This is a genomic window from Streptomyces sedi, assembly GCF_006335015.1.
Classification (GTDB): domain Bacteria; phylum Actinomycetota; class Actinomycetes; order Streptomycetales; family Streptomycetaceae; genus Streptomyces; species Streptomyces sedi.
This window is the reverse complement of the sequence record NZ_VDGT01000003.1, coordinates 292,882-314,078: the sequence shown is the minus strand read 5'-3', so window position 1 is coordinate 314,078 and position 21,197 is coordinate 292,882. Positions and strand designations below refer to the sequence as shown.

The 21,197-nt window shown below is 72.6% G+C and carries 14 protein-coding genes and 1 pseudogene; 4 read left to right on the top strand and 11 right to left on the bottom strand.

The window, feature by feature from the left end:
- Window positions 1-138: 138 nt before the first annotated feature.
- A pseudogene (locus FH715_RS06090) lies at window positions 139-1,242 on the bottom strand (GlxA family transcriptional regulator); the annotation flags it as partial.
- Between the two features lie 744 nt (window positions 1,243-1,986).
- Here FH715_RS06090 and FH715_RS06085 point away from each other — a divergent pair.
- Together FH715_RS06085 and FH715_RS06080 are read left to right on the top strand one after the other, a co-directional pair.
- Window positions 1,987-2,508, top strand: a complete 522-nt coding sequence (locus FH715_RS06085; protein WP_097229760.1) for a universal stress protein — start codon at window positions 1,987-1,989, stop codon at window positions 2,506-2,508.
- Between the two features lie 145 nt (window positions 2,509-2,653).
- Window positions 2,654-3,796 carry a pyridoxal-phosphate dependent enzyme gene (locus tag FH715_RS06080; RefSeq protein WP_139641492.1) on the top strand — a complete coding sequence of 381 codons (1,143 nt, stop codon included), beginning with the start codon at window positions 2,654-2,656 and terminating at the stop codon, window positions 3,794-3,796.
- Window positions 3,797-4,420: 624 nt separating this feature from the next.
- Here FH715_RS06080 and glmS read toward each other — a convergent pair.
- The 7 genes from glmS to FH715_RS06045 all read right to left on the bottom strand — a co-directional run bounded on the left by glmS (window position 4,421) and on the right by FH715_RS06045 (window position 13,502).
- Window positions 4,421-6,241, bottom strand: coding sequence for a glutamine--fructose-6-phosphate transaminase (isomerizing) (gene glmS / locus FH715_RS06075; protein WP_139641490.1), 1,821 nt, complete (start codon window positions 6,239-6,241; stop codon window positions 4,421-4,423).
- Between the two features lie 76 nt (window positions 6,242-6,317).
- On the bottom strand, window positions 6,318-6,593 hold the full coding sequence (locus FH715_RS06070) for a hypothetical protein (protein WP_097229763.1): 276 nt from the start codon (window positions 6,591-6,593) through the stop codon (window positions 6,318-6,320).
- Between the two features lie 87 nt (window positions 6,594-6,680).
- Window positions 6,681-7,574: a DUF4429 domain-containing protein gene (locus FH715_RS06065; protein ID WP_139641747.1), complete on the bottom strand. Its 894-nt coding sequence runs from the start codon at window positions 7,572-7,574 to the stop codon at window positions 6,681-6,683.
- A 101-nt stretch (window positions 7,575-7,675) separates the two neighbouring features.
- The gene (locus FH715_RS06060; protein ID WP_139641488.1) at window positions 7,676-8,833 is read right to left on the bottom strand and encodes an acyl-CoA dehydrogenase family protein; all 1,158 of its coding nucleotides are present in this window, start codon (window positions 8,831-8,833) and stop codon (window positions 7,676-7,678) included.
- Between the two features lie 43 nt (window positions 8,834-8,876).
- Complete coding sequence (locus FH715_RS06055) at window positions 8,877-9,821, bottom strand: hydroxymethylglutaryl-CoA lyase (RefSeq protein ID WP_139641486.1); 945 nt, start codon at window positions 9,819-9,821, stop codon at window positions 8,877-8,879.
- A complete protein-coding gene (locus tag FH715_RS06050) occupies window positions 9,818-11,875 on the bottom strand; it encodes an acetyl/propionyl/methylcrotonyl-CoA carboxylase subunit alpha (protein ID WP_139641483.1) in 2,058 nt (685 codons plus the stop codon). Before FH715_RS06050 ends, FH715_RS06055 begins: the two co-directional genes overlap by 4 nt.
- Window positions 11,876-11,885: 10 nt before the next feature.
- Window positions 11,886-13,502: a carboxyl transferase domain-containing protein gene (locus tag FH715_RS06045; protein ID WP_139641481.1), complete on the bottom strand. Its 1,617-nt coding sequence runs from the start codon at window positions 13,500-13,502 to the stop codon at window positions 11,886-11,888.
- Window positions 13,503-13,548: 46 nt separating this feature from the next.
- Between FH715_RS06045 and FH715_RS06040 the strand changes: the two genes are divergently transcribed.
- Window positions 13,549-14,184, top strand: a complete 636-nt coding sequence (locus tag FH715_RS06040; protein WP_139641479.1) for an SACE_7040 family transcriptional regulator — start codon at window positions 13,549-13,551, stop codon at window positions 14,182-14,184.
- A 110-nt stretch (window positions 14,185-14,294) separates the two neighbouring features.
- Here FH715_RS06040 and FH715_RS06035 read toward each other — a convergent pair whose 3' ends face one another.
- Both FH715_RS06035 and FH715_RS06030 read right to left on the bottom strand, forming a co-directional pair.
- Entirely contained in the window at window positions 14,295-15,947 is a 1,653-nt protein-coding gene (locus FH715_RS06035) for a tetratricopeptide repeat protein (protein ID WP_139641477.1), read from the bottom strand.
- A 406-nt stretch (window positions 15,948-16,353) separates the two neighbouring features.
- Window positions 16,354-19,185: a UPF0182 family membrane protein gene (locus FH715_RS06030; protein ID WP_139641746.1), complete on the bottom strand. Its 2,832-nt coding sequence runs from the start codon at window positions 19,183-19,185 to the stop codon at window positions 16,354-16,356.
- A 259-nt stretch (window positions 19,186-19,444) separates the two neighbouring features.
- Between FH715_RS06030 and FH715_RS06025 the strand changes: the two genes are divergently transcribed.
- The gene (locus tag FH715_RS06025) at window positions 19,445-20,008 is read left to right on the top strand and encodes a PPA1309 family protein (RefSeq protein ID WP_139641475.1); all 564 of its coding nucleotides are present in this window, start codon (window positions 19,445-19,447) and stop codon (window positions 20,006-20,008) included.
- A gap of 87 nt (window positions 20,009-20,095) precedes the next feature.
- On the opposite strand, the gene FH715_RS06020 is transcribed toward FH715_RS06025, so the two are convergent.
- Complete coding sequence (locus tag FH715_RS06020; protein WP_139641473.1) at window positions 20,096-21,190, bottom strand: YlbL family protein; 1,095 nt, start codon at window positions 21,188-21,190, stop codon at window positions 20,096-20,098.
- Between the last annotated feature and the right edge of the window lie 7 nt (window positions 21,191-21,197).

The window sequence follows — 21,197 nt, the reverse complement described above, 5'->3', positions numbered from 1 at the left end:
TCGCGGAACGCGACCGCGACGCTGCGGGCGGCCACCGCGCCCGGGGGCGCGGAGAGCCCGTGCGCGCGGCCCGCCACGGGCCCGCGGACGGCGCCCCACCCCCGCGCCGCCGCCCGCTCCTCCCGTGGCCTGCGGCTACCGCTCGGGCCTCGGCCGCTGCGCCGGAACGCGGGGCGTGAAGCCGTCGACCATCTGCTTGGCCCGGCCGGAGCCGTCCTGCTGCCGGGCGCGGTAGGCCGCCCGGTAGGCGGCCGGCGAGGCCCCCAACTGGCGCCTGAAGTGACCGCGCAACGCCACCGGGCTGCGGAACCCGCACCGCCCGGCGACCTCGTCCACCGAGTAGTCGGAGACCTCAAGCAGCCGCTGCGCCTGGAGCACCCGCTGGGTGATCAGCCACTGGAGCGGCGCGCTGCCGGTGAGCGAGCGGAACCTGCGGTCGAACGTCCTGCGGCTCATGTAGGCGCGGGCCGCGAGCGTCTCCACGTCGAACTGCTCGTGGAGGTGCTCCAGCGCCCAGGCCACCACCTCGGCCAGCGGGTCGGCGCCGATGTCCTCTGGTAAAGACCGGTCCAGATGTCGATGCTGGCCGGCTTCGGTGCCGTTGCCCCTGCGGGGCGGGAGCACCAGTCGACGAGCCAGGGCCGCGGCCGCTTCCGGGCCGTGGTCCTGCCGGACTATGTGGAGGCAGAGGTCGATGCCCGCCGCGGTGCCCGCCGAGGTGAGGATGTCGCCGTCGTCGACGAACAACTCCCTGGGGTCCACGTGCACCGAGGGGTAGCGCTTGGCGAGCGTCGGCGCGTACATCCAGTGCGTGGTCGCCGGGCGGCCGTCGAGCAGCCCTGCCGCGCCCAGGGCGAACGCCCCCGTGCACAGGCCGACGATCCTCGCGCCCTCGGTGTGCGCCCGGCGCAGCGCGGCGAGCGCCGCCGGCGGTGGCGGTCCCGTGATGGACCGCCAGGCCGGCACGATCACCGTGCCTGCGCGCGCCACGGCGCCCAGTCCGTAGGGCGCCCGCAGCTCAAGACCGGCCGTGGTGCGCAGCGGCCCGTCCTCACCGGCGCAGGCCAGCAGGCGGTAGCGCGGCACCCCGGCGTCCTGGCGGTCGACGCCGAAGACGGACAACGGGATGGAGCTTTCGAACATGGGACTGCCGCTGAACAACAGCACCGCGACGACTTCGCGGCGGCGTCGGGCAGCCAGCTTGGCAGCGGGCTCGGGGCCGTGCGTTGGGTCCTGGCTCATGCTCCTCAGTTCCCTCGGTCGTCGCATCCTCTCGGTCCTGCACGTTTCCCCCGACGTGTTTGCCAAGATCGAATCTACTGTGTCAGGCGAGGTCGGCGGGACAAGTTCATCACTCGGCGCTAAATCGACATGACAACGTGGCGCGAAGCATTCGATCAGGAAGCGTTTCACGTGGCGGCAGTTGGGGGAAGTGCGCCTCCACCTCCGAGCGGCCCCCCATGAGGGCAGCAGCGCTGGAAGGGCCCATCCACCGGCCGTGCGCGGGGTGTTGAAGAGGTGGATGAGCAAGGTGAGGCGGTCGTGCGGAAGTTGGCTGAAAATAAAAGCCGTCAGCAAGACCTTCAGACCGCGCGCCGGGCGCACGCCGGGGGCGCTCACACCCCGGCCGCGCCGCAACCCCTCGGGCACAGTGAGTGATCATGTCCAGAACAGGAGCACCCATGCGCCGCCTCCTCCCCGTTCGTCCGCTCGGCGGCGCCCCGGTCACGGAGCGCCAACGAAGGCTCCGGAAAGTGTCCGAAAGCGTTGCCTGGGCGACTGCGGATGCGGCATCCTGCACGGTCCCGGCCACGGGACCGGTTTCCAGGGTTGTACACACCATCTCTGGGAACTAGGTACCTGAACGCCGTACTCTGGAGGTGGAACCGGTGACAAAATGGAGTACCCTCCCCCTTCTCCACACGCTCCGACCCCATCTCCCCCATACTCCCGAGGTCTCCTCACTGACCCACCGTTGAGGCTCCGATGGCTGGATACGAGTTCCCCGAACCAGCGGACCGCAGGCGCGTCGCCGAACCGGCCGACGTCCCCGCCCCGGCGACCGAGGACCACGCGGCGCGTGATCCCGCGTTCCAGCACGGCGTGGTGGTCGGTTTCGACGGCTCCACGTCCAGCGAGCGCGCGCTGGCGTACGCCGCCGGCCTCGCGCAGCGCTCCCAGGCGGGCCTGATCATCGTCCATGTGGCCAACCGGCTCCCCACCACGGTCTGGGCCGGCTGCGAGCCGCCCGCGCTGGTGGACGTCCCCGACCACCGCACCGAGGTGCTGGGCCTTGAGCTGTCCTGCGCCGAGCACCTCTCCGAGCTTCCCTGGGTGCTGCTGGAGCGCGGCGGCGACATCTGCCACGAGCTGGAGGAGGTCGGGCGCGAGTACGCGGCCAACGCGATCGTGGTCGGCACCACGCACGGCCTGCTGAGCCGGATCTTCGGCTCGGTCTCCGGCCGGCTGGCGCGCCGGGCGCAGCGCCCGGTGATCGTCATCCCGTGAGCCCGCCCGCGTACAGATGGTGAAGGCGGCGGACCGCCGGTGAACGCCCCCGCACGGGCGGCGGTCACGTGCGACGGGCGCGGGCGTAGCGTCGTGCTCCCCCACACGCGCCCGCTCACCACCGCCTATGCGAGGACGACGCACCATGCCCGCTCAACCCCCGACGCTCATCGACCGCGCCGGTCGCCGCTACCCCGTGGACCGGCCCCGTTGGCGCGGTGACGACGGCTCGCCGCTGATGCCGGAGCCGCTGCCGGGGATCACCCGCCGGGAGATCGACACCGCGGTCAACTCCCAGTGGCGCTACCGCGCCGCCCTTCCGCTGCCCGAGGCCGAGCCGGTCACTCTCGGCGAGGGGCGCACCCCGCTGCTGGAGCGGGAGTGGGCGGGGCTGCGGGTGGCCGTCAAGCCCGAGTCGACGAACCCGACCGGCAGCTTCAAGGACCGGGGCGTCTCCGTGATGGTCAGCGCGCTGCGCCACCAGGGCGTCACGCGACTGCTGGAGGACTCCAGCGGCAACGGCGGCTCGTCCGTCGCCGCGTACAGCGCCGCCGCGGGGATCGGGGCCACGATCATCGCCCCGGTCACCACCTCCGCCTCGAAGATCGTGCAGAGCCGGCTGCACGGAGCCGAGGTCGAGCTGGTTCCGGGCACCCGACAGGAGGTCGCCGACGAGGCGGTGCGCCGGGCGGAGGGGCTCTTCTACGCCAGCCACAACTGGCACCCCCAGTTCCTCCAGGGCACCAAGCTGCTCGCCTACGAGATCTGGGAGGACCTGGGCTTCACCGCGCCCTCGGTCGTTCTGGTGCCGGCCGGGGCCGGCAGCCTGGTGCTGGGCTGCGCCCTCGGCTTCGCGGAGCTGCGGAACGCGGGCGAGATCGACCGGGTGCCGCGCGTCCTGATCAGCCAGCCCGAGCGCTGCGCGCCCCTGGCCCGCGCCCTCGCCGCCGGCGCGGAGGCGGTCGAGGCCGCCGACTGGCGGCGCACGCTCGCCGAGGGAACGGCCATCGCCCAGCCGGTCCGCGACCGCGAGGTGCTGCGGGCCATCCGGGACACCGGCGGGGCGGCCACCTCGGTTCCGGAGGACGAACTGTTGCCGGCCGTGCGGGAGTTGGCCGCCGGCGGGTTGTTCGTCGAGCCGACGAGCGCCCAGGTGCTGCCGGCGTTGCGCCGCTTCCGCGAGGCGGGTGTGGTCGGCCCGGAGGACACGGTGGTGACGGTGCTGACCGGCTCGGGGCTGAAGGCCGCGTCCGTCCTCAGCGGGCTGCTCGACGGGCGGGCGGGCTGAGCGGTCCGACCCGGCCCTTGTCTCGCCTGGCGAGACGGTGGTGAGACGGTGGGGCCAATCCCCACTGACCATTCACCAAATTCCCCGGGTGTCGGACGTGGATTGTGCGTTTGTGATGGGCATAAAACTCACACCAGCTCCGCCAGCCGCTTCCGTGCGGCCGGCGGACCGGAAGGCTCGGGCCGACGGCCGGGAGGTGACGGACCCGGCTGCGGCCTTCCCCTGCCGGCGTAATGGGCGACGCCGGCAACCTGGGGCGGCCCCCGGGGTTGCGTTTGGTGGCACGCACTCCCCCGGGGGCCGCCGCCTATCCCTCCGGGGGTGGGTCAGCCGACCACCCACCGGGCCGGCGCGGCACCGCTGTCGCCCTTGCCCCGCCACGGATGCACACCGCGACCGGGGGCGCGAGGAACCGCGCGAGCAACCACCCACCTGGCCGGCGCGGCACCGCTGTCGCCCTTGCCCCGCCACCGATGCACCGCGCAGTTCCCCGCGCCCCTCACGGGGCACCTGACCGCGAACCCCCACCACGACCAGGGGCGCGAGGAACCGCGCGAGCAACCACCCACCGGGCCGAGGACGACACCCCGCCCAAGCCACGCACGTGAGCAGTCGCCCCCGACATCACTCCACCGTGACGGACTTCGCCAGGTTCCGCGGCTTGTCGATGTCCCGTCCCAACGCCAACGCCGTGTGATACGCGAGGAGTTGCAACGGAATCCCCATCAGCACCGGGTCCAGCTCCGGCTCGTTGCGCGGGACGACCAGCGTCTCGTCGGCCTTCGGCTGCTCCTCGTGGGCGACGGCCAGGATACGGCCGCTGCGCGCCTTGATCTCCTCCAGCGTGGCGCGGTTCTTCTCCAGCAGCTCGTCGTCGGGGATGATCGCGACCGTCGGGACGGCAGGCTCGATCAGCGCCAGCGGGCCGTGCTTCAGCTCGGAGGCCGGGTACGCCTCGGCATGGATGTAGGAGACCTCCTTCAGCTTCAGCGAGGCCTCCTTGGCCACCGGGAAGCCCCGCACCCGGCCGACGAACATCATGCTCCTGGCGTCGGCGAAGTCCTTCGCGAGCTGGGCGATCCGGTCCTCCTCGCGCAGGATCTCCGCGATCTGCGCCGGCAGCCGCCGCAGCCCCTCGATGATCCGGCGGCCGTCCGCGACCGACAGGTCCCTGATCCGGCCCAGGTGCAGCGCCAGCAGGGCGAACGCGACGGCCGTGTTGGTGAAGCACTTGGTGGAAACGACGCAGACCTCGGGCCCCGCGTGGACGTAGACGCCTCCGTCGGTCTCCCTGGCGATGGCGGAGCCGACGACGTTGACCACCCCGAGCACCATCGCGCCCTTGCGCTTCAGCTCCTGGACGGCGGCGAGGGTGTCGTAGGTCTCGCCCGACTGGCTGGTCGCGATGTAGAGGGTGTCCGGGTCGACCACCGCGTTGCGGTAGCGGAACTCGCTGGCCGGCTCGGCGTCGGCCGGGATGCGGGCCAGCTCCTCGATCATCTGGGCGCCGATCTGGCCGGCGTGGTAGGCGGAACCGCAGCCGAGGATCTTGACCCGGCGCACGCCGCGCGCGGCCCTGGCATCGAGGTTGAGCCCGCCGAGGCGGACCGTCGCGAAGCGGTCGTCGATCCGGCCGCGCAGCACGCGGTCCACGGCGTCGGGCTGCTCGGCGATCTCCTTGTGCATGTAGGTGTCGTGGCCACCCATGTCGTAGCTCTCCGCCTCCCACTCCACCGTGGTCGGCGCCGCCGCGGTGCGGCTGCCGTCGGTGGTGTAGGTGCGGTAGTCGTCGGCCTTGAGGGTGGCCATCTCGCCGTCGTCCAGGGTGATGACCTGGCGGGTGTGGCTGACCAGCGCCGCCACGTCGGAGGCGACGAACATCTCCTTCTCGCCGATGCCGAGCACCACGGGCGAGCCGTTGCGGGCGACGACGATCCGGTCGGGGAAGGCGGCGTGCAGCACGGCGATGCCGTAGGTGCCCTCGACGTAGCGCAGCGCCTCGCGGACCTTCTCCTCCAGGGTGTCGGCCTGGGCGCGGGCGATCAGGTGGGCGAGCACCTCGGTGTCGGTCTCGGAGGCCAGCGCGATGCCGTCGGCCGACAGCTTGGCGCGCAGTTCCGCCGAGTTGTCGATAATGCCGTTGTGGACGACGGCGACCTCGCCCGCGCCGTCCAGGTGCGGGTGGGCGTTGTCGTCGGTGGGCGCGCCGTGGGTGGCCCAGCGGGTGTGGGCGATGCCGCCGCTCCCCGCGAACCGGGCCGGGATGCGTTCCTCCAGGTCACGGACGCGGCCGGCGGCCTTGACCGTCTTCAGGCCGCCGTTCTTGCCGCTGCTGTGAATGGCGACGCCGGCGGAGTCGTACCCTCGGTATTCGAGCCGCTGCAACCCCTCCAGCAGGAGCGGGGCGACATCTCGTTTCCCGATGTATCCGACGATTCCGCACATGCTGGTTCCTCCTGCTGTCGTGACTCCGGCTGCCCGTGTCCCCCGTCGTCGCCGGGGCGTGGTTGACGGCCGTTCGTCATCCGTAGACGATCCGGCGCAGCTGCCGCAGCGAGAGCGCCGGCGGGGCCACCGCGCGGTGCGGGAGCTCCTCCGCGACGCGTTCGAAGATCGCCTCGTTGGTCAGGCCCCTGGCGCGTAGCTCCCGGTGCCGCCGCCGAACGAACTCCTCGGTGGTCTCGTCGAAATACGCCAGCACATCGAGGACCACGCGGGCGGCTTCGCCACGCCCGAGGGGCGTGCTGCGCACCAGGTGGTCCACGAGGTCCTCGTGGGGTGATCGACGTTCGGGCACCCCTCGATACTGCGGAGCGGGGGAGGCTTTCGCAACATTCCTGCCCGATATCGGGCACGGACGTGTCGTAAGTCGCTCGAAAGCCCGCTAGAGCCGGTCGATCATGGCCTTCTTGGCGGCGGCGAACTCCTCGTCGGTGAGCACCCCCGAACGGTGCAACTCCCCGAGCTCGCGCAGCCGCCGCAGGATCGTGTCCTGGTCGGCGCCCTCGCCCGCCGGCAGCGCGGCGGCGGCCGGCGGCTTGGCCAGCGAGGGGCCGGCCGGAACGCCGGAGGGGTGCGGCAGCCGGGCCAGCACGGCGGCGGTCAGCAACGCGGACTCCGCGATGTCCTTGGCCATGCGCAACCCCCACAGCACCACGGTGTTGGGGTCGTGCGTCGGCTTCACCGAGGCCGGGGCCACGCCCTTGGGGCGGAAGCGCACGAAGCCGTTCTCCCAGCCGACCGGCGGGGCCCACTGGATCTCGGCCAGGTCGTCGAGGGCGAGCGCGCGCGGCCCCGCGCTCTTCTTGCTCTCCTCGGCGCCCCATCCCCAGGTGATCCGCAGCTGCTCCCCGTCGAAGGTCACCTCGCCGTCGGAGCCGTGCAGCGTCAACGGAACGCCGGGGCCCGGCAGCAGATAGCGGTCGCAGGGCCCGCTGGCCACCTGTTCGAGCAGCAGCGCGTTGCGAATCTCGTCGACCAGGTACTCCGCGACGCCGGAACGGTCACGCGCCACCTCCAGCTGGTACGGGTCGGCCGCGTCGGGCAGCCGCCCCCCGGTCGCCTGGACCAGCGGGTCGGCGCCGTCCCGCAGCCGCAGCCGCAGCCGTCCGCTCTTGCGCCCGGACTCGTGGGAGACCGAGGCGACCGCTTCGAGCGGTACCCGCACCTCGCCGAACGAGGAACGCAGCAGATGGACGCCCTTGCCGTGGCCGGGGACGATGCGGAGCGCGTCGCCCTCGAAGTACCACGCGCCGGACGGTTGACTGATCTCTGCCATGGCGACCATGTCCCGATTCTTCCAGTCGGGGCCGCCCCGCGGGGCAGGGGTGAGCCAACGGGGGCGCGCACCCGGCACGTTGACCCCGCCCCGCGGAACGGTCAGGCCCCCCTGAGGTGGCGCGCGATCAACATGCGCTGTACCTCGCTGGTGCCCTCGCCGATCTCCAGAATCTTGGCGTCCCGCCACATCCGGGCGACCGGGTACTCGTTCATGAAGCCGTAGCCGCCGTGGATCTGGGTGGCCTCGCGGGCGTTGGTCACCGCGTTCTCCGAGGCGTGCAGCTTGGCCATGGCCGCCTCGGTCTTGAACGGCTCGCCGGCCACCAGCCGGGACGCCGCGTCGCGCCAGGCGATCCGCGAGGTGTACGCCCGGGTCGCCATGTCGGCCAGCTTGAACTCGATCGCCTGGTTCTCCCCGATCGGCCGGCCGAAGGCGACCCGTTCGCCGGCGTAGCGCACCGACTCGTCGACACAGCCCTGGGCGAGCCCCGTGGCCAGCGCGGCGATCGCGATCCGCCCCTCGTCGAGGATGCTCAGGAACTGGGCGTAGCCCCGCCCCTCCGCGCCCAGCAGATGGCTCTCGGGGACCCGCACGTCGGAGAAGGACAGCTCGTGGGTGTCGGAGGCGTTCCACCCCACCTTGGAGTAGCCGGGCGCGACGGTCAGCCCCGGGGTGCCGGAGGGCACGATGACGGTGGAGATCAGCGGGGCGCCGTCCGGCTTGCGCCCGGTGACGGCCGTCGCCGTGATCAGGCCGGTGATGTCGGTGCCCGAGTTGGTGATGAAGCTCTTGGTGCCGTTGATCACCCACTCCCCGCCGTCCCGCACGGCCGTGGTGCGGGTGCCGGAGGCGTCCGAGCCGCACTCCGGCTCGGTCAGCCCGAACGCCCCCAGTGACTCGCCCGAGCAGAGCGCCGGCAGCCAGCGGCGGCGCTGCTCCTCGGTGCCGAAGCGGAAGATCGGCATGGCGCCCAGCGAGACGCCGGCCTCCAGGGTGATCGCCACCGACGAGTCGACCCTGGCCAGCTCCTCGATCGCCAGGCACAGCGCGAGGTAGTCGCCGCCCATCCCGCCGTACTCCTCGGGGAACGGCAGCCCGAAGAGCCCCATCCGCGCCATCTCGCGGACGATGTCGTAGGGGAACTCGTGGCGCTCGTAGAACGCGCCGATCTTGGGCGCGACCACGTCGTGCGCGAACGCCTCGACGGTGCGGCGCAGCTGCTCGTGCTCGGGGCTGAGGCGGTGGTCCAGGGGCATGGGTGGCTCCTTCGTGGGGCTTCTCTGGGCTCCTCGGTGCCCCTCAGGTCTCCTCGTGGGAGTCGGGGGGCTCCTCGCCGGCGGACGCGGTCAGCGCGGTGACCGTACGGGAGGGGCTGGGGCGACCGAGCCGCCCGGCGAGCCAGCGGCTCGTGGCGACCAGCGCGTCGAGGTCGACGCCGGTCTCCACGCCGAGCCCGTCGAGCATCCACAGCAGGTCCTCGGTGGCGAGGTTGCCGGTGGCGCTGCCGGCGAACGGGCAGCCGCCGAGGCCGCCGGCGGAGGCGTCGACGGTGGTGACGCCGTGCTGGAGGGCGGTCAGGGTGTTGGCCAGGGCCTGCCCGTAGGTGTCGTGGAAGTGGACGGCGAGCCGGTCGGCGGCCAGCCCGGCGGCGTCGAGCGCGCCCAGCACGTCGACCACCTGCCCCGGGGTGGCGACCCCGATGGTGTCGCCGAGGCTCAGCTCACCGCAGCCCAACTCGGCGAGTTTGCCGGCGACCTCGGCCACCCGCGCGGGCGGGACGGCGCCCTCCCACGGGTCGCCGAAGCACATCGACAGATAGCCGCGCACCGGGACGCCGGCCGCGTTCGCCCTGGCCACCACCGGCGCGAACATGGCCAGCGACTCCTCGACGGTGCGGTTGAGGTTGGCCCGCGCGAAGGACTCGGTGACGGAGGCGAAGACGGCGACCTCGCGGGCGCCCAGCTCCAGGGCGCGGTCGAGCCCCCGCTCGTTGGGCACCAGCACGGGCAGCCGCGCCGGCAAGTCGCTGACCAGGGGGAACAGCTCGCCGGCGTCCGCGAGTTGGGGCACCCAGCGCGGGTGGACGAAGCTGGTGACCTCGACGGTGTCCAGCCCCGCGGCGACCAGTCGGCGCACCAGCTCGGCCTTGACCTCGACGGGAACCACCGCCGACTCGTTCTGCAGGCCGTCGCGCGGGCCCACCTCGTGGACGCGGACCCGGCGGGGCAACGTGCCGAGCGTCATCGTTCCCCCCCGGGGGCCCCGGCGGTGACCGCGGTCACCGTCGCCAGCGTCTGGTCCATGGCGACCGTGTCGCCGACGGTGACCTCCAGGGCCGTGACCGTGCCGTCGTGCGGCGCGGTGATCGGGTGTTCCATCTTCATCGCCTCCACCACCAGCAGGCTCTGACCGGCCGTCACCGCCTCGCCGACGGCCGCCTTGACCACCGTGACGGTGCCGGGCATGGGCGCGGTCAACGACTCGCCGCCGGCGCCCCCGGCCGTGGCGCGTGAGGCCACCGGGTCGTGGTCGAGCAGCCGCCAGGAGCCGCCGTCCAGGCCGAGCCAGCGCCCGCCCGGCACGGGGGCGTGCGTGAAGGTCAACACGCGCCCGTCGTACTCCACGCGCGCCTCGTGCGCGCCGGCGCCCACCAGCCTGGCCGGCGTCCGTTCCCCCTCGCCGATCCGCACGGAGTCCCCGGGCGCGCCCGTCACCCACACGGTGACCGGCTCGGCGCCGCCGGCGCGCAGCCGGTGCGGGGTGGCCGCCGGCGCGCCGCCCAGCCGCCAGCCGGAGGGCGCGTCGAACGGGTCGACCCAGCCGGCCGCCCCGGCCGCCGGCGTCCGCGCCGCCTGGCGCAGCAGCGCGGCGGCGGCGTACACCTCCTCGGGAACGGCGCCCGGCAGCAGGTCGGCCGCGTCGGCGTCGACCAGCCCGGTGTGCAGCGCGCCGGACCTGACCTCCGGATGATCCAACAGGGCCCGCAGAAACGCCGTGTTGGTCTCCACGCCGAGGACCGTGGTGCGCCGCAGGGCCGCCCGCAGCCGGCGCAGCGCGGTGGGGCGGTCGGGCCCGTGCGCGACGACCTTGGCCAGCAGCGGATCGTAGTGCGCGCCGACCTCGGTGCCGGTGGCGATCCCGGAGTCCACCCGGACGCCCTCGCCGGCCGGCTCCTCGACCAGCAGCAGCGGCCCGGAGGAGGGCAGAAAGTCCACCCGTCGTTCCTCGCCCACCCCGCTGATCCTGGCGGTCTCGGCGCAGATCCGGGCCTCGACGGCGTGGCCGGCGAGGGAGATCTCGTCCTGGGCGAACGGCAGCCTCTCGCCGGCGGCGACCCGCAGCTGCCACTCGACCAGGTCGAGCCCGGTCACCAGCTCGGTCACCGGGTGCTCCACCTGGAGCCTGGTGTTCATCTCCATGAAGTAGTGCTCGCCGCCGGTCCCGTGACCCGCCACGATGAACTCCACCGTGCCGGCGCCCCGGTACCCGCACGCCTCGGCGGCCCGCACGGCGGCCCGGCCCATCGCCTCCCTGGTCGCCTCGTCCAGCAGCGGGCTGGGCGCCTCCTCGACGATCTTCTGGTGGCGGCGTTGCAGCGAGCACTCGCGCTCGCCGAGGTGCAGCACCCGGCCGGAGCCGTCGGCCAGCACCTGGACCTCGATGTGGCGCGGCCGGTCGATCCACCGTTCGACCAGCAGGGTGTCGTCGCCGAACGCGGAGCGGGCGGTGCGTCGGGCCCCCTCGATCTCCTCGGCCAGCAGCGCGGCGTCGCGGACCAGCCGCATCCCCTTGCCGCCGCCGCCAGCCGACGGCTTGAGCAGCACCGGCATCCCCAACTCGCGTGCCACCGCGAGCAGATCGTCGCCGTGCCCGCCGGGCACCACGGGAACGCCGGCCGCGGAGACGGCCTCCTTGGCGCGGATCTTGTCGCCCATCACCTCGATCGCCTCGGCGGGCGGCCCCACGAAGGCGAGCCCGGCGCCCGTGACGGCCCGGGCGAAGGCCGCGTTCTCCGCGAGAAAGCCGTACCCGGGGTGCACGGCCCCGGCCCCGGTGCGCGCGGCGGCCTCCAGCAGCCGTTCGACGTGCAGATAGCTGTCGACGGCCGGCGCCGGGCCGAGCCGCACCGCCACGTCGGCCTCGGCGACGTGGCGGGCGCCGGCGTCGGCGTCGCTGTGCACGGCGACCGAGGTGAGGCCGAGGCGGCGCAGGGTGCGGATGATCCGCACCGCGATCTCGCCCCGGTTGGCGACCAGCACCGTGTCGAAGTCGGTGCGCTGGCTGTCCGTTCGGCTCATCGGCTGCCCCTCACATCCGGAAGACGCCGAAGCCGGCGTCGCTCAACGGCGCGTTGGCGCAGGCGGTCAGCGCCAGCCCCAGCACGGTCCGGGTCTCCAACGGGTCGATCACGCCGTCGTCCCAGAGGCGGGCGGTCGCGTAGTAGGCGTCGCCCTGCGCCTCGTAGCGCTCCCTGATCGGCGCGCGGAACGCCGCCTCGTCCTCCCCCGACCACTCCTCGCCCGCGGCGGCCAGCTGGTCGCGCTTGACGGTGGCCAGCACGGAGGCGGCCTGCTCGCCGCCCATCACGGAGATCTTGGCGCCCGGCCACATCCACAGGAAACGCGGCGAGTAGGCCCGGCCGCACATCGAGTAGTTCCCCGCGCCGTAGGAGCCGCCGATGACCACCGTCAGCTTCGGGACCCTGGCGCAGGCCACGGCGGTGACCATCTTGGCGCCGTGCTTGGCGATGCCGCCCGCCTCGTAGGCCCGGCCGACCATGAAGCCGGCGATGTTCTGGAGGAAGAGCAGCGGGATGCCGCGCTGGTCGCAGAGCTGCACGAAGTGCGCGCCCTTCTGCGCCGACTCGGAGAAGAGAATGCCGTTGTTGGCCACCACGCCCACCGGGTGGCCGTGCAGCCGGGCGAAGCCGGTGACCAGGGTCTGGCCGAACTCGGCCTTGAACTCCTGGAACCGCGAGCCGTCCACCAGCCGCGCGATCACCTCCCGCACGTCGTAGGGGGTGCGGGGGTCGGCCGGCACCGCGCCGTAGAGGCCGGCCGGGTCCAGCGCCGGCGGCTCGACGGGCTCCACCGACCAGGGCAGCGGGCCCCTGGCGGGCAGGGTGTCGACGATGGTGCGCACGATGCGCAGCGCGTGGGCGTCGTCCTCCGCCAGATGGTCGGTCACGCCGGAGGCGCGGGAGTGCACCTCGCCGCCGCCCAGCTCCTCGGCGGTGACCTCCTCGCCGGTCGCGGCCTTCACCAGCGGCGGGCCGCCGAGGAAGATCGTGCCCTGGCCGCGCACGATCACGGCCTCGTCGCTCATCGCCGGCACATAGGCGCCCCCCGCGGTACAGGAACCGAGCACGGCGGCGATCTGCGGGATGCCCTCGGCGGACATCCGGGCCTGGTGGTAGAAGATCCGGCCGAAGTGGTCCCGGTCGGGGAAGACCTCGTCCTGCATCGGCAGGAAGGCGCCCCCCGAGTCCACCAGGTAGACGCAGGGCAGCCGGTTCTCCAGAGCCACCTCCTGGGCGCGCAGGTGCTTCTTGACCGTCAGCGGGTAGTAGGTGCCGCCCTTCACCGTCGCGTCGTTGGCGACGATCATCACCTCGCGACCGCTGACCCGGCCGATGCCGGCGATCACGCCCGCGGCCGGCGCCTGCCCCTCGTAGAGCCCTTCGGCGGCCAGCGGGGCCAGTTCGAGGAAGGGCGAGCCCGGGTCCAGAAGGGTGTCCACCCGGTCGCGCGGCAGCAGCTTGCCCCGCGCGAGATGGCGCGCACGTGCCCGCTCGCCGCCGCCGAGGCGGGCGACCGCCAGCTTCTCGCGGAGCCGGGCGGCGCGTTCCCGGTGCACCGCCTCGTGCGCCTGGTACGCCTCCGAGGCGGGATCAACGGTGCTGCTGAGCGTCGGTGCCTGCCGCATACCGGTCAGGTTAACGGGCGCTAACCACCGTGTCTACAATACCTTTATGAGCGAGCAGCACGCTTCGTCCGGTTCCTCGACCTCCACGCGGCTCGCGCGCCGCGAGCAGATTCTGCGGGAGGCGTCGAGGCTGTTCGCCGCGCACGGCTTCCACGGCGTGGGCGTCGACGAGATAGGCGCCGCCGTCGGCATCAGCGGCCCGGCGCTCTACCGGCACTTCGCCGGCAAGGACGCCATGCTCACCGAGTTGCTGGTCGGCATCTCCACCCGGCTGCGGGACGGCGGCCGGCAGCGGGTCGCCGAGGCGGAGGCGGCCGGCGAACCGCCGCGCGCCGCACTGGACGCGCTGGTCGCCGGGCACATCGACTTCGCCCTCGACGACCGCGACCTGATCACCCTCCACGACCGGGAGCTGGACCGGCTGCGCGAGGACGACCGCCGCCAGGTGCGCCAGCTCCAGCGGCAGTATCTGGAGCTGTGGGTCGAGGTGGTGCGCGGCGTCTACCCCGCGCTCCCGCCCGCGCGCGCCCGCGCCTGTGTGCACGCCGTCTTCGGGCTGCTCAACGCCACCCGCCGCCTCTCCCGCCCCACCGCGCTGCCCGACCGCGACGAGACGGCCGGGCTGCTGCACCGCATGGCCCTGGGCGCCTTCGCCGCGGCCGACGCCGAGCGGGCCCGTTGAACGCGCCCCCGCGCGCCGTCGTACGCGCGGTGGGGCGCGCCCGTCACCGGACACGCCCCACCGTCTGAAGGCGCGCCACGTCCGGCGCCCTCAGGCCCTCAACTCCCGCGTCAGGCCGTCAACTCCTGCGCCAACGCGTCCCGCAACCGCGCCGCCCGCTCGGCCACCTCGGCCGGACCCAGCTCGATCGCCCGGGCGCACCACGCGTCCCCCTCGGTCAGGTCGCCGCGCCGGGACGCCAACAGCGCCAGCCGCAGCGCCGCCCGGCCGTGCCCGGCCTCGGCCGCGCGCCGCCACCACAGCGCCGCCTCCGGCTCGCTGCCCTCACGGGCCAGCAGCAGCCCCAGGTTGAACGCGCCGTTGCGGCTGCCGGCCTCCGCCGACTCCCGGTACCAACGAGCCGCCGTCACCACGTCGTCCCTGGCCGCCGCGCACATCCCCAGACGCACCTGCGCCCGACGGTGGCCCTGCTCGGCCGCCCGCTCGTACCAGTGCTCGCACTCCATGGGCTCGGCACCCTGCTCCGGGGCGCCGTCGATCCGCTCCAGCAGCACCGCCAGCCGGAAGGCGCCCTCGACGCTGCCGCCCTCGGCCGCCTGCTGCAGCCACTTCCGCGCGCGCCCCAGCTCGGTGCCGCCGGCCGTCGACCGCAGCAGCCCGACGGCCAGCTGCAGCGCCGCCTCGGCGTGCCCGGCCTCGGCCGCCCTGCGGTACCACCGCCCGGCGGCCTCCTCCTGGTCGCGCCCCGCGTAGAGGATGCCGAGGTTGAACGCGGCGTCCACACTGCCCGCCTCGGCCGCCTTCGAGAACCACGGCTCGGCGCCGTCCGCGTCGCCCCGCTGCAACAGCAGCACGGCGAGCGCGTTGGCCGCCTCGCGGTGGCCCGCGTAGGCCGCCCTCCGGTACCACTGCTCGGCCTGGGCCGTGCGCCCCTGACCGGCGCTCAGCAGCGCCAGGTTGAACGCGCCGTTGATGTCCCCGGCCTCGACCGCGGCCCGGTACCAGCGCTGCGCCTCCTGCCGCTGGCCGCGCCGCGCGTACAGCGCGCCCAGGGCGTTGGCCGCGGGCCCCTCGCCCGCCTGGGCCGCCACCCGCCACCAGGTCTCGGCGCCGTCCTCGTCACCCGAGTCGTTCAGCAGGAAGCCCAACGCGCTGGCCGCCCGCGCCTCGCCGGACTCGGCCGCCTCCAGGTACCAGCGCCCCGCCTCCGCGCTCTCGCCGCGCCGCTCCAGCAGCGCGCCTAGCCGCAGCGCGGCCCGCCGGTGCCCGCGCGCCGCCGCCTGCCGGAACCACGGCTCGCCGGCCGCCTCCTCGGCCTCGGCCAGCAGACAGCCGTACCGGTAGGCGCCCTCCCGGTGGCCGCCCTCGGCCGCCGCCAGGAACCAGCGCGCCGCCTCGGCGTTGCCCCTGTGGTCCAGCAGGTCGCCCAGCGCGAAGGCGCCCGAGGCGTGCCCGGACTCCGCCGCCTGGCGCAGCCAGAACTCGGCCGTCACCTCGTCACCGCGCTCGCGGCAGTACCGTCCCAGCGCGTGCGCGGCCGGCGCCGAGCCCGCCACCGCCGCGATCCGCCACCACTCCGCCGCCTCGTGGGCACGCCCCGACTGGTGCAGCAGTACGCCCAGATTGTTGGCGGCCGACCGCTCGCCATCCACCGCCGCCTCCCGCAACGGCGCCTCCGCCCCGTCCAGGTCGCCAAGCCGCAGCAGCCGCGCGCCCTCCTGAGCGGCGGCTCGACTGCTCTCGAACCCGGCCTTGTCCCCCATAAGGTCCATAGTCGCACCACCCGAAACCTGCGTACACCTGGTATACCGCGCCCCGTGAAGTCACTTCGACGTTTTGTCGACTTCCCGATATGGATACACCCAAACACCGTCGCCGGTGGGGAGTTATCGAGATTCGTCACGCAGTATGGCCCCTGCCACCGACAATCAGGGCCGGCACTACACCTGTACGAACGCCGAACAGCGCCCCGGGGTTGACGTTCCCCCCACCCGCGGCTCCCATCCCTCCCGTCCGCACCTCGGACCACCGCCGTCACGACGCATCCGGGATGCACGGTGCGTGACGACAGCGAAGTAGGCCGGAAAACGCCGGGGCCCGGCGCCGTCACACGGCACCGGGCCCCACGGGACGAACTCCCCGAGGACGCGTTCAACGTCCCTTATCGGACTAGGAGTTGGCGTCGGGTGACGACTCCTCGTCGGGCGGGGTCTCCTCCTCCTCGTTGCGTGCCGGGTCCTGGCCGCCCAGCTGGTCCAGAGCCTCCTCCAGACGCGCCTGGGCCTCGCCGAAGGCCTCCCAGTCGCCGTTCTGGAGCGCCTGCTCGCTGTCCTCCCAGGCCTGCTGGGCCTCCTCGATGGACTCCTGAACGGTCGCCTCGCCGTCCGGCGGCGGCTCCTCCTCACCCTCTTCCGGGGGTGGTGTCTCCTCCGGTTCCTCACCGGATTCGGTGACCCCGAAGACGACGTCCAACGCGTCCTCAAGAGTGTCCTCGAAGGCGGTGGTCTCGCCGTAGGTCACCAGAACGCGCCGCAGCAGCGGGTAGTTGGTGCCCGCACCACGCACGTAGACCGGCTCGACGTAGAGCAGACCGCCCTCCAGTGGCACGGTCAGCAGGTTGCCGTACTCCACCTCGGAATCGCCTCTGGAGAGCAGGTTGATGCTCTCGGCGATCTCCGGATCGGAGTTGAACCGGCTCTGCACCTGCTGTGGACCCCAGACCGTCGTGTTGGACGGCAGGGTCAGGATTCTCATCTTGCCGTAGTCGTCGCTTCTCGCGTCCGCCTCGACCGCCATGTACGCCGCGAGGGTGTCGCGGTTGAGTGGCGTGAACGTGGTCGTCAGCGAGAAGACCTGCCCGTCCTGGTCGGGCATCTTCATGCTCAGGTAGTACGGCGGCACCGTCTGGCCCTGGTGCGTCGGGTCGTCGGGGACGGCCCACCGCTCCGAACCCGAGTAGAACTGGCCCGCGTTGTCCACGTGGTAACGCTGGAGCAGCTCACGCTGGACCTTGAACAGATCCTGCGGGTACCGCAGGTGGTCCATCAGCTCCTCGCTGATCTGCTCGCGGTCCTGGACGGTGTCGGGGAACGCGTTGCGCCAGGTCTTCAGGACCGGGTCCTCGGTGTCCCACTCGTACAGCTCCACCGAGCCCGAGTAGGCGTCGACGGTGGCCTTCACCGAGTTCCTGATGTAGTTGACGTTGTTCTCCTGGGCGATGACCTCGCCCTGGTTCTCCGTCAACGACGTCTCGGTGACGTCCCCGAGCGTGGTGCGCGAGGAGTACGGATAGCCGTTGGTCGTGGTGTAGGCGTCCACGATCCACTGGATGCGGCCGTCGACCACCGCCGGGTACGGGTCGCCGTCGATGGTCAGCCACGGCGCCACCGCCTCGACCCGCTCCTTCGGCGTCCTGTTGTACAGGATGCGCGAACCCTCGCCGATCGCCCCCGAGTAGAGGATCTGCGGCTCGCCCATCGTCAGGGCGTAGGCGGCGCGGTTGAAGTAGTTGTCCAGGTTGACGCCGGCGTCGCCCGAGTAGCTGTACTCGACCTCGCCGTCCTCGCCCGCGTAGTCGATCTCCTGCTGCGGACCGCCCACGATCGAGTACTGGGTGGTGTACTCGCCGAAGTACACCCGCGGCTCGTAGTCGCCGAGGTCGCCCTCGGGCGGCAGGTCGCGCTCCAGGAAGTCCGGCTGGCCGTTGGAGAGGATGTCGGTGCCGCTCGCCGCCACCATGCCGAAGCCGTGGGTGTAGCGGAAGTGGTCGTTGATCCAGTTCCGCTCGGGAGCGTTGTTGACGTTCATCTCCCGCAGGCCCACCACGGTGTCCTGCTCGGAGTCTTCGATCGAGTAGCGGTCGACGTCCAGCGTCGGCGAGAACTGGTAGTAGCCCCTGACCTGCTGGATCTGCTGGAACGCCGGCGAGACGACGCTCGGGTCGAGCAGGCGGATGCTGGCGGTGTCGGAGACCGCGTTCCGCAGCTCCTCCGCCTCCGCCTCGCTCTGGCCCGAGTAGTCCTCGACTTGTGCGTCGGCGATGTCGTAGGCCTGGGTCGTCGACTCCATGTGCTTCTGGATGTACGGAGTCTCCTTGGCCTGCTCGTTCGGCTTGACCTGGAACTGCTGGACGAGCGCCGGGTAGACGCCGCCGATCAGGACCGCCGAGAGCACCATCAGGCCGAGGCCGATGACCGGCAGCTGCCAGCCGCGGCGCCACAGGGTGGCGAAGAAGAGCACCGCGCAGATCGCCGCGATGATCGCCAGGATCGTCTTCGCCGGCAGATACGCGTTGGCGTCGACGTAACGCAGGCCCGTCCAGCCCTCGTTGTCCCGGAAGTCACCGCTCTTCAACGCGAGTCCGTACCGGTCGAACCAGTACGCGACCGCCTTCAGCGCCACGAAGAGGCCCACCAGCACCGACAGATGGCCGGTCGCCGACTGGGTGATCCGGCTGCCGGGGGTGGTCAGCCGGATGCCGCCGTAGAGGTAGTGGGTGAGCGCGGCGGCCAACGCCGAGAGCACCACGACCGCGAAGCCGAAGCCCAGCAGGAAGCGGTAGAAGGGGTAGTCGAACGCGAAGAACGACACGTCCTTGCCGAACTGCGGGTCGGTGACCCCGAACGACTCGCCGTTGATCCACTGAAGCCAGGTGCGCCACTGGCTGGAGGCGGAGCCGCCCGCGATCAGACCGATGACCGCCGCGACCGCCAGCACCACCCACTTCTTGAAGGGGGCGATGCTCATCCGGTAGCGGTCCAGGTTCTGCTGCTCCATGGACATCGCGCTCAGCGGCGGCCTGAGCCGGTGCGCCAGCCAGATGTTGAAGGCGACCGCGACGGCCATCAGCACACCGAAGACGGTGAACATCACGGCCCGGGTGAACATCTGGGTGCGGTACACGCTCGTGTAGGCCACGGAGCGGTACCACAGCCAGTCCGTCCAGAACCCCGCGAACATGGCGAAGAGGATGGCCAACGCGGCCAGGATCGCCGCTGTGATCAGCAGCGTCCTGGCCCCTCGGGACGGGCGGCCGACACTGAACCTCGGCCCTCCCGGGCCTCTTGGTCCTCTGGGTCCGTTCGGACCGTTGGGGCGGCCCGAGCCCGAGCCCCGGTCCGGCATCTGGAAAGCCAAGGTGCGCACCTCAAAGATTCGCGGGATCTGAAGCCGGGCCAGTCCACAGAACGGCCCACTGAACTAACTTACTCAACCTTTACTCGGTTCCCGTTTTCGGGGGGTGAGACGGCACGATATGCCCATGGACAACAATCGCCCCGACGCACCCGCCGCGACCCCACTGGCGGCCGAACCGCTCACCAGGACCGTCCTGGAGATCGACTCCTACGCCGCCGGACTCGGCTGGGACCGCCCCGCCCAACTCTTCGCGCTGGTCGACACCGTGCGGCTGCGCGCCGAGGAGCCCGAACTCGCCGAGCGGCTCGACCTGGGCGAGTCGGCCGACGGGGGCCTGACCCCCGTGGAGCAGGACGAGCTCCCGCCCGACGTGCCGCTGGACGAGTTCCTCGCGACCATCGCCTGGCCGGACGCGGTCGCCGGCTGCGCGATGACCGTGGAGCGGCTGATGCTGCCGCCCTCCGCCGAGGAGGCCGCGCCCGACGACCTCGACGAGCGGGGCCTGGAGCGCTGGGTCGCCGAACACCCCGAGCGCCGCGAGGTCCGGCTGACCGTGGCCGTACTGCGCGACGGGCGGCGGGAGTCGGCGGTGCGGCTGCGGGAGAAGGACAGCGAGACCGAGGTGCTCACCGGCCCCGAGCTGGTGCCCGGGCTCGCCGACGCGCTGGCCGTCACCTTCTCCGACTGAGCCACCTGCCCGACAGAGCCGCCGGCCGGCGCGTGCGCGCGGCGCGGTGGCGGGCGACGCCGGCCGGGCGACGGGGTGCGGGGGCCGCTATCCGGCGGTCTCGCACTCCGTGAGCCGGTCGGTGTCGCCCCCGCGTATCGACTCCAGCGCCGCCAGGGCGTCGTCGAGGGTGTCGACCTCCACCAGCGTCAGCCCGTCCGGCACGTGCTCGGCGGCGGTGGCGCAGTTCTCACTGGGGGTCAGGAAGTACTCGGCGCCGGCCTCCCGGGCCGCGATGATCTTCATCGAGATCCCGCCGATCGGGCCGACCACGCCCTGGTCGTCGATGGTGCCCGTGCCGGCGACGAACTCGCCGCCGGTCAGGTCCTCCTCGGTGAGCCGGTCCATCAGCCCCAGCGCGAACATCAGCCCCGCGCTCGGGCCGCCCACGTCGGCCAGCTTGATGTCCACCTCGAACGGCAGCGAGAAGGCGAGTCCCGCCTGGATGCCGACGATCGCCCGCTGGTCGTCGGGGGCCTCCCCCGTGGTGACCGTGACCTCGCTGGTCTCCTCCGGCAGCTCGCCCCCGCCGTTCATCGCCTCCTGGGCCTGCTCGGCCGGAACGACGCTGAACACCACGTCCTCGCCCGGCTCGTGCCGGGTCACCAGCTCGGCGACCTGCCCCGGCTCGGTGACCTCGGTGCCGTCGACCGCGATGATCGCGTCCCCCGCGTGCAGCGCGTCCTGCGCCGGGCTGTCCTCGACGACGGCGGCCACCACCGTCTGCTCCGGAACGTCGTACCCCAGTGCGCGCAGCGCCACGACCTTGGCGCTCTCCTGCGACTGGGTGAACTCCTCCGCGTTCCGCTCCTCGACCTGGTCGGCCGAGACGTCCTCCGGATAGAGCGTCTCGTGCGGCACCACGGCCCGGTCGTCGGCGAGCCAGCCGTGCACCGCCTCCAGCAGGTTCATCCGGTAGTTGATGCCGGTGACCCTGACCGTCGTCATGTTCAGATGGCCGCTGGACTCGTAGGTCTCCTCGCCGTCCACGCTCAGCACGGGCTCGCCGTCGTGGTCGCCGAGCGTGTTCACCGTCGGGCCGGGGGACATCTCCGCGTAGGGCACCTGGATCAACACCCCGGCGCAGAGCATCCCGATCAGCAACAGAACCGATGTCAGCAGAGTCGCGGTGCGGCGTGGCATGGCTTGA

Coding starts and splice junctions, on each gene's coding strand:
- FH715_RS06085 (WP_097229760.1), top strand. CDS start 1,987: ATGGCTGGATACGAGTTCCCCGAACCAGCGGACCGCAGGCGCGTCGCC.
- FH715_RS06080 (WP_139641492.1), top strand. CDS start 2,654: ATGCCCGCTCAACCCCCGACGCTCATCGACCGCGCCGGTCGCCGCTAC.
- glmS (WP_139641490.1), bottom strand. CDS start 6,241: ATGTGCGGAATCGTCGGATACATCGGGAAACGAGATGTCGCCCCGCTC.
- FH715_RS06065 (WP_139641747.1), bottom strand. CDS start 7,574: ATGGCAGAGATCAGTCAACCGTCCGGCGCGTGGTACTTCGAGGGCGAC.
- FH715_RS06060 (WP_139641488.1), bottom strand. CDS start 8,833: ATGCCCCTGGACCACCGCCTCAGCCCCGAGCACGAGCAGCTGCGCCGC.
- FH715_RS06055 (WP_139641486.1), bottom strand. CDS start 9,821: ATGACGCTCGGCACGTTGCCCCGCCGGGTCCGCGTCCACGAGGTGGGC.
- FH715_RS06050 (WP_139641483.1), bottom strand. CDS start 11,875: ATGAGCCGAACGGACAGCCAGCGCACCGACTTCGACACGGTGCTGGTC.
- FH715_RS06045 (WP_139641481.1), bottom strand. CDS start 13,502: ATGCGGCAGGCACCGACGCTCAGCAGCACCGTTGATCCCGCCTCGGAG.
- FH715_RS06040 (WP_139641479.1), top strand. CDS start 13,549: ATGAGCGAGCAGCACGCTTCGTCCGGTTCCTCGACCTCCACGCGGCTC.
- FH715_RS06035 (WP_139641477.1), bottom strand. CDS start 15,947: ATGGGGGACAAGGCCGGGTTCGAGAGCAGTCGAGCCGCCGCTCAGGAG.
- FH715_RS06025 (WP_139641475.1), top strand. CDS start 19,445: ATGGACAACAATCGCCCCGACGCACCCGCCGCGACCCCACTGGCGGCC.
- FH715_RS06020 (WP_139641473.1), bottom strand. CDS start 21,190: ATGCCACGCCGCACCGCGACTCTGCTGACATCGGTTCTGTTGCTGATC.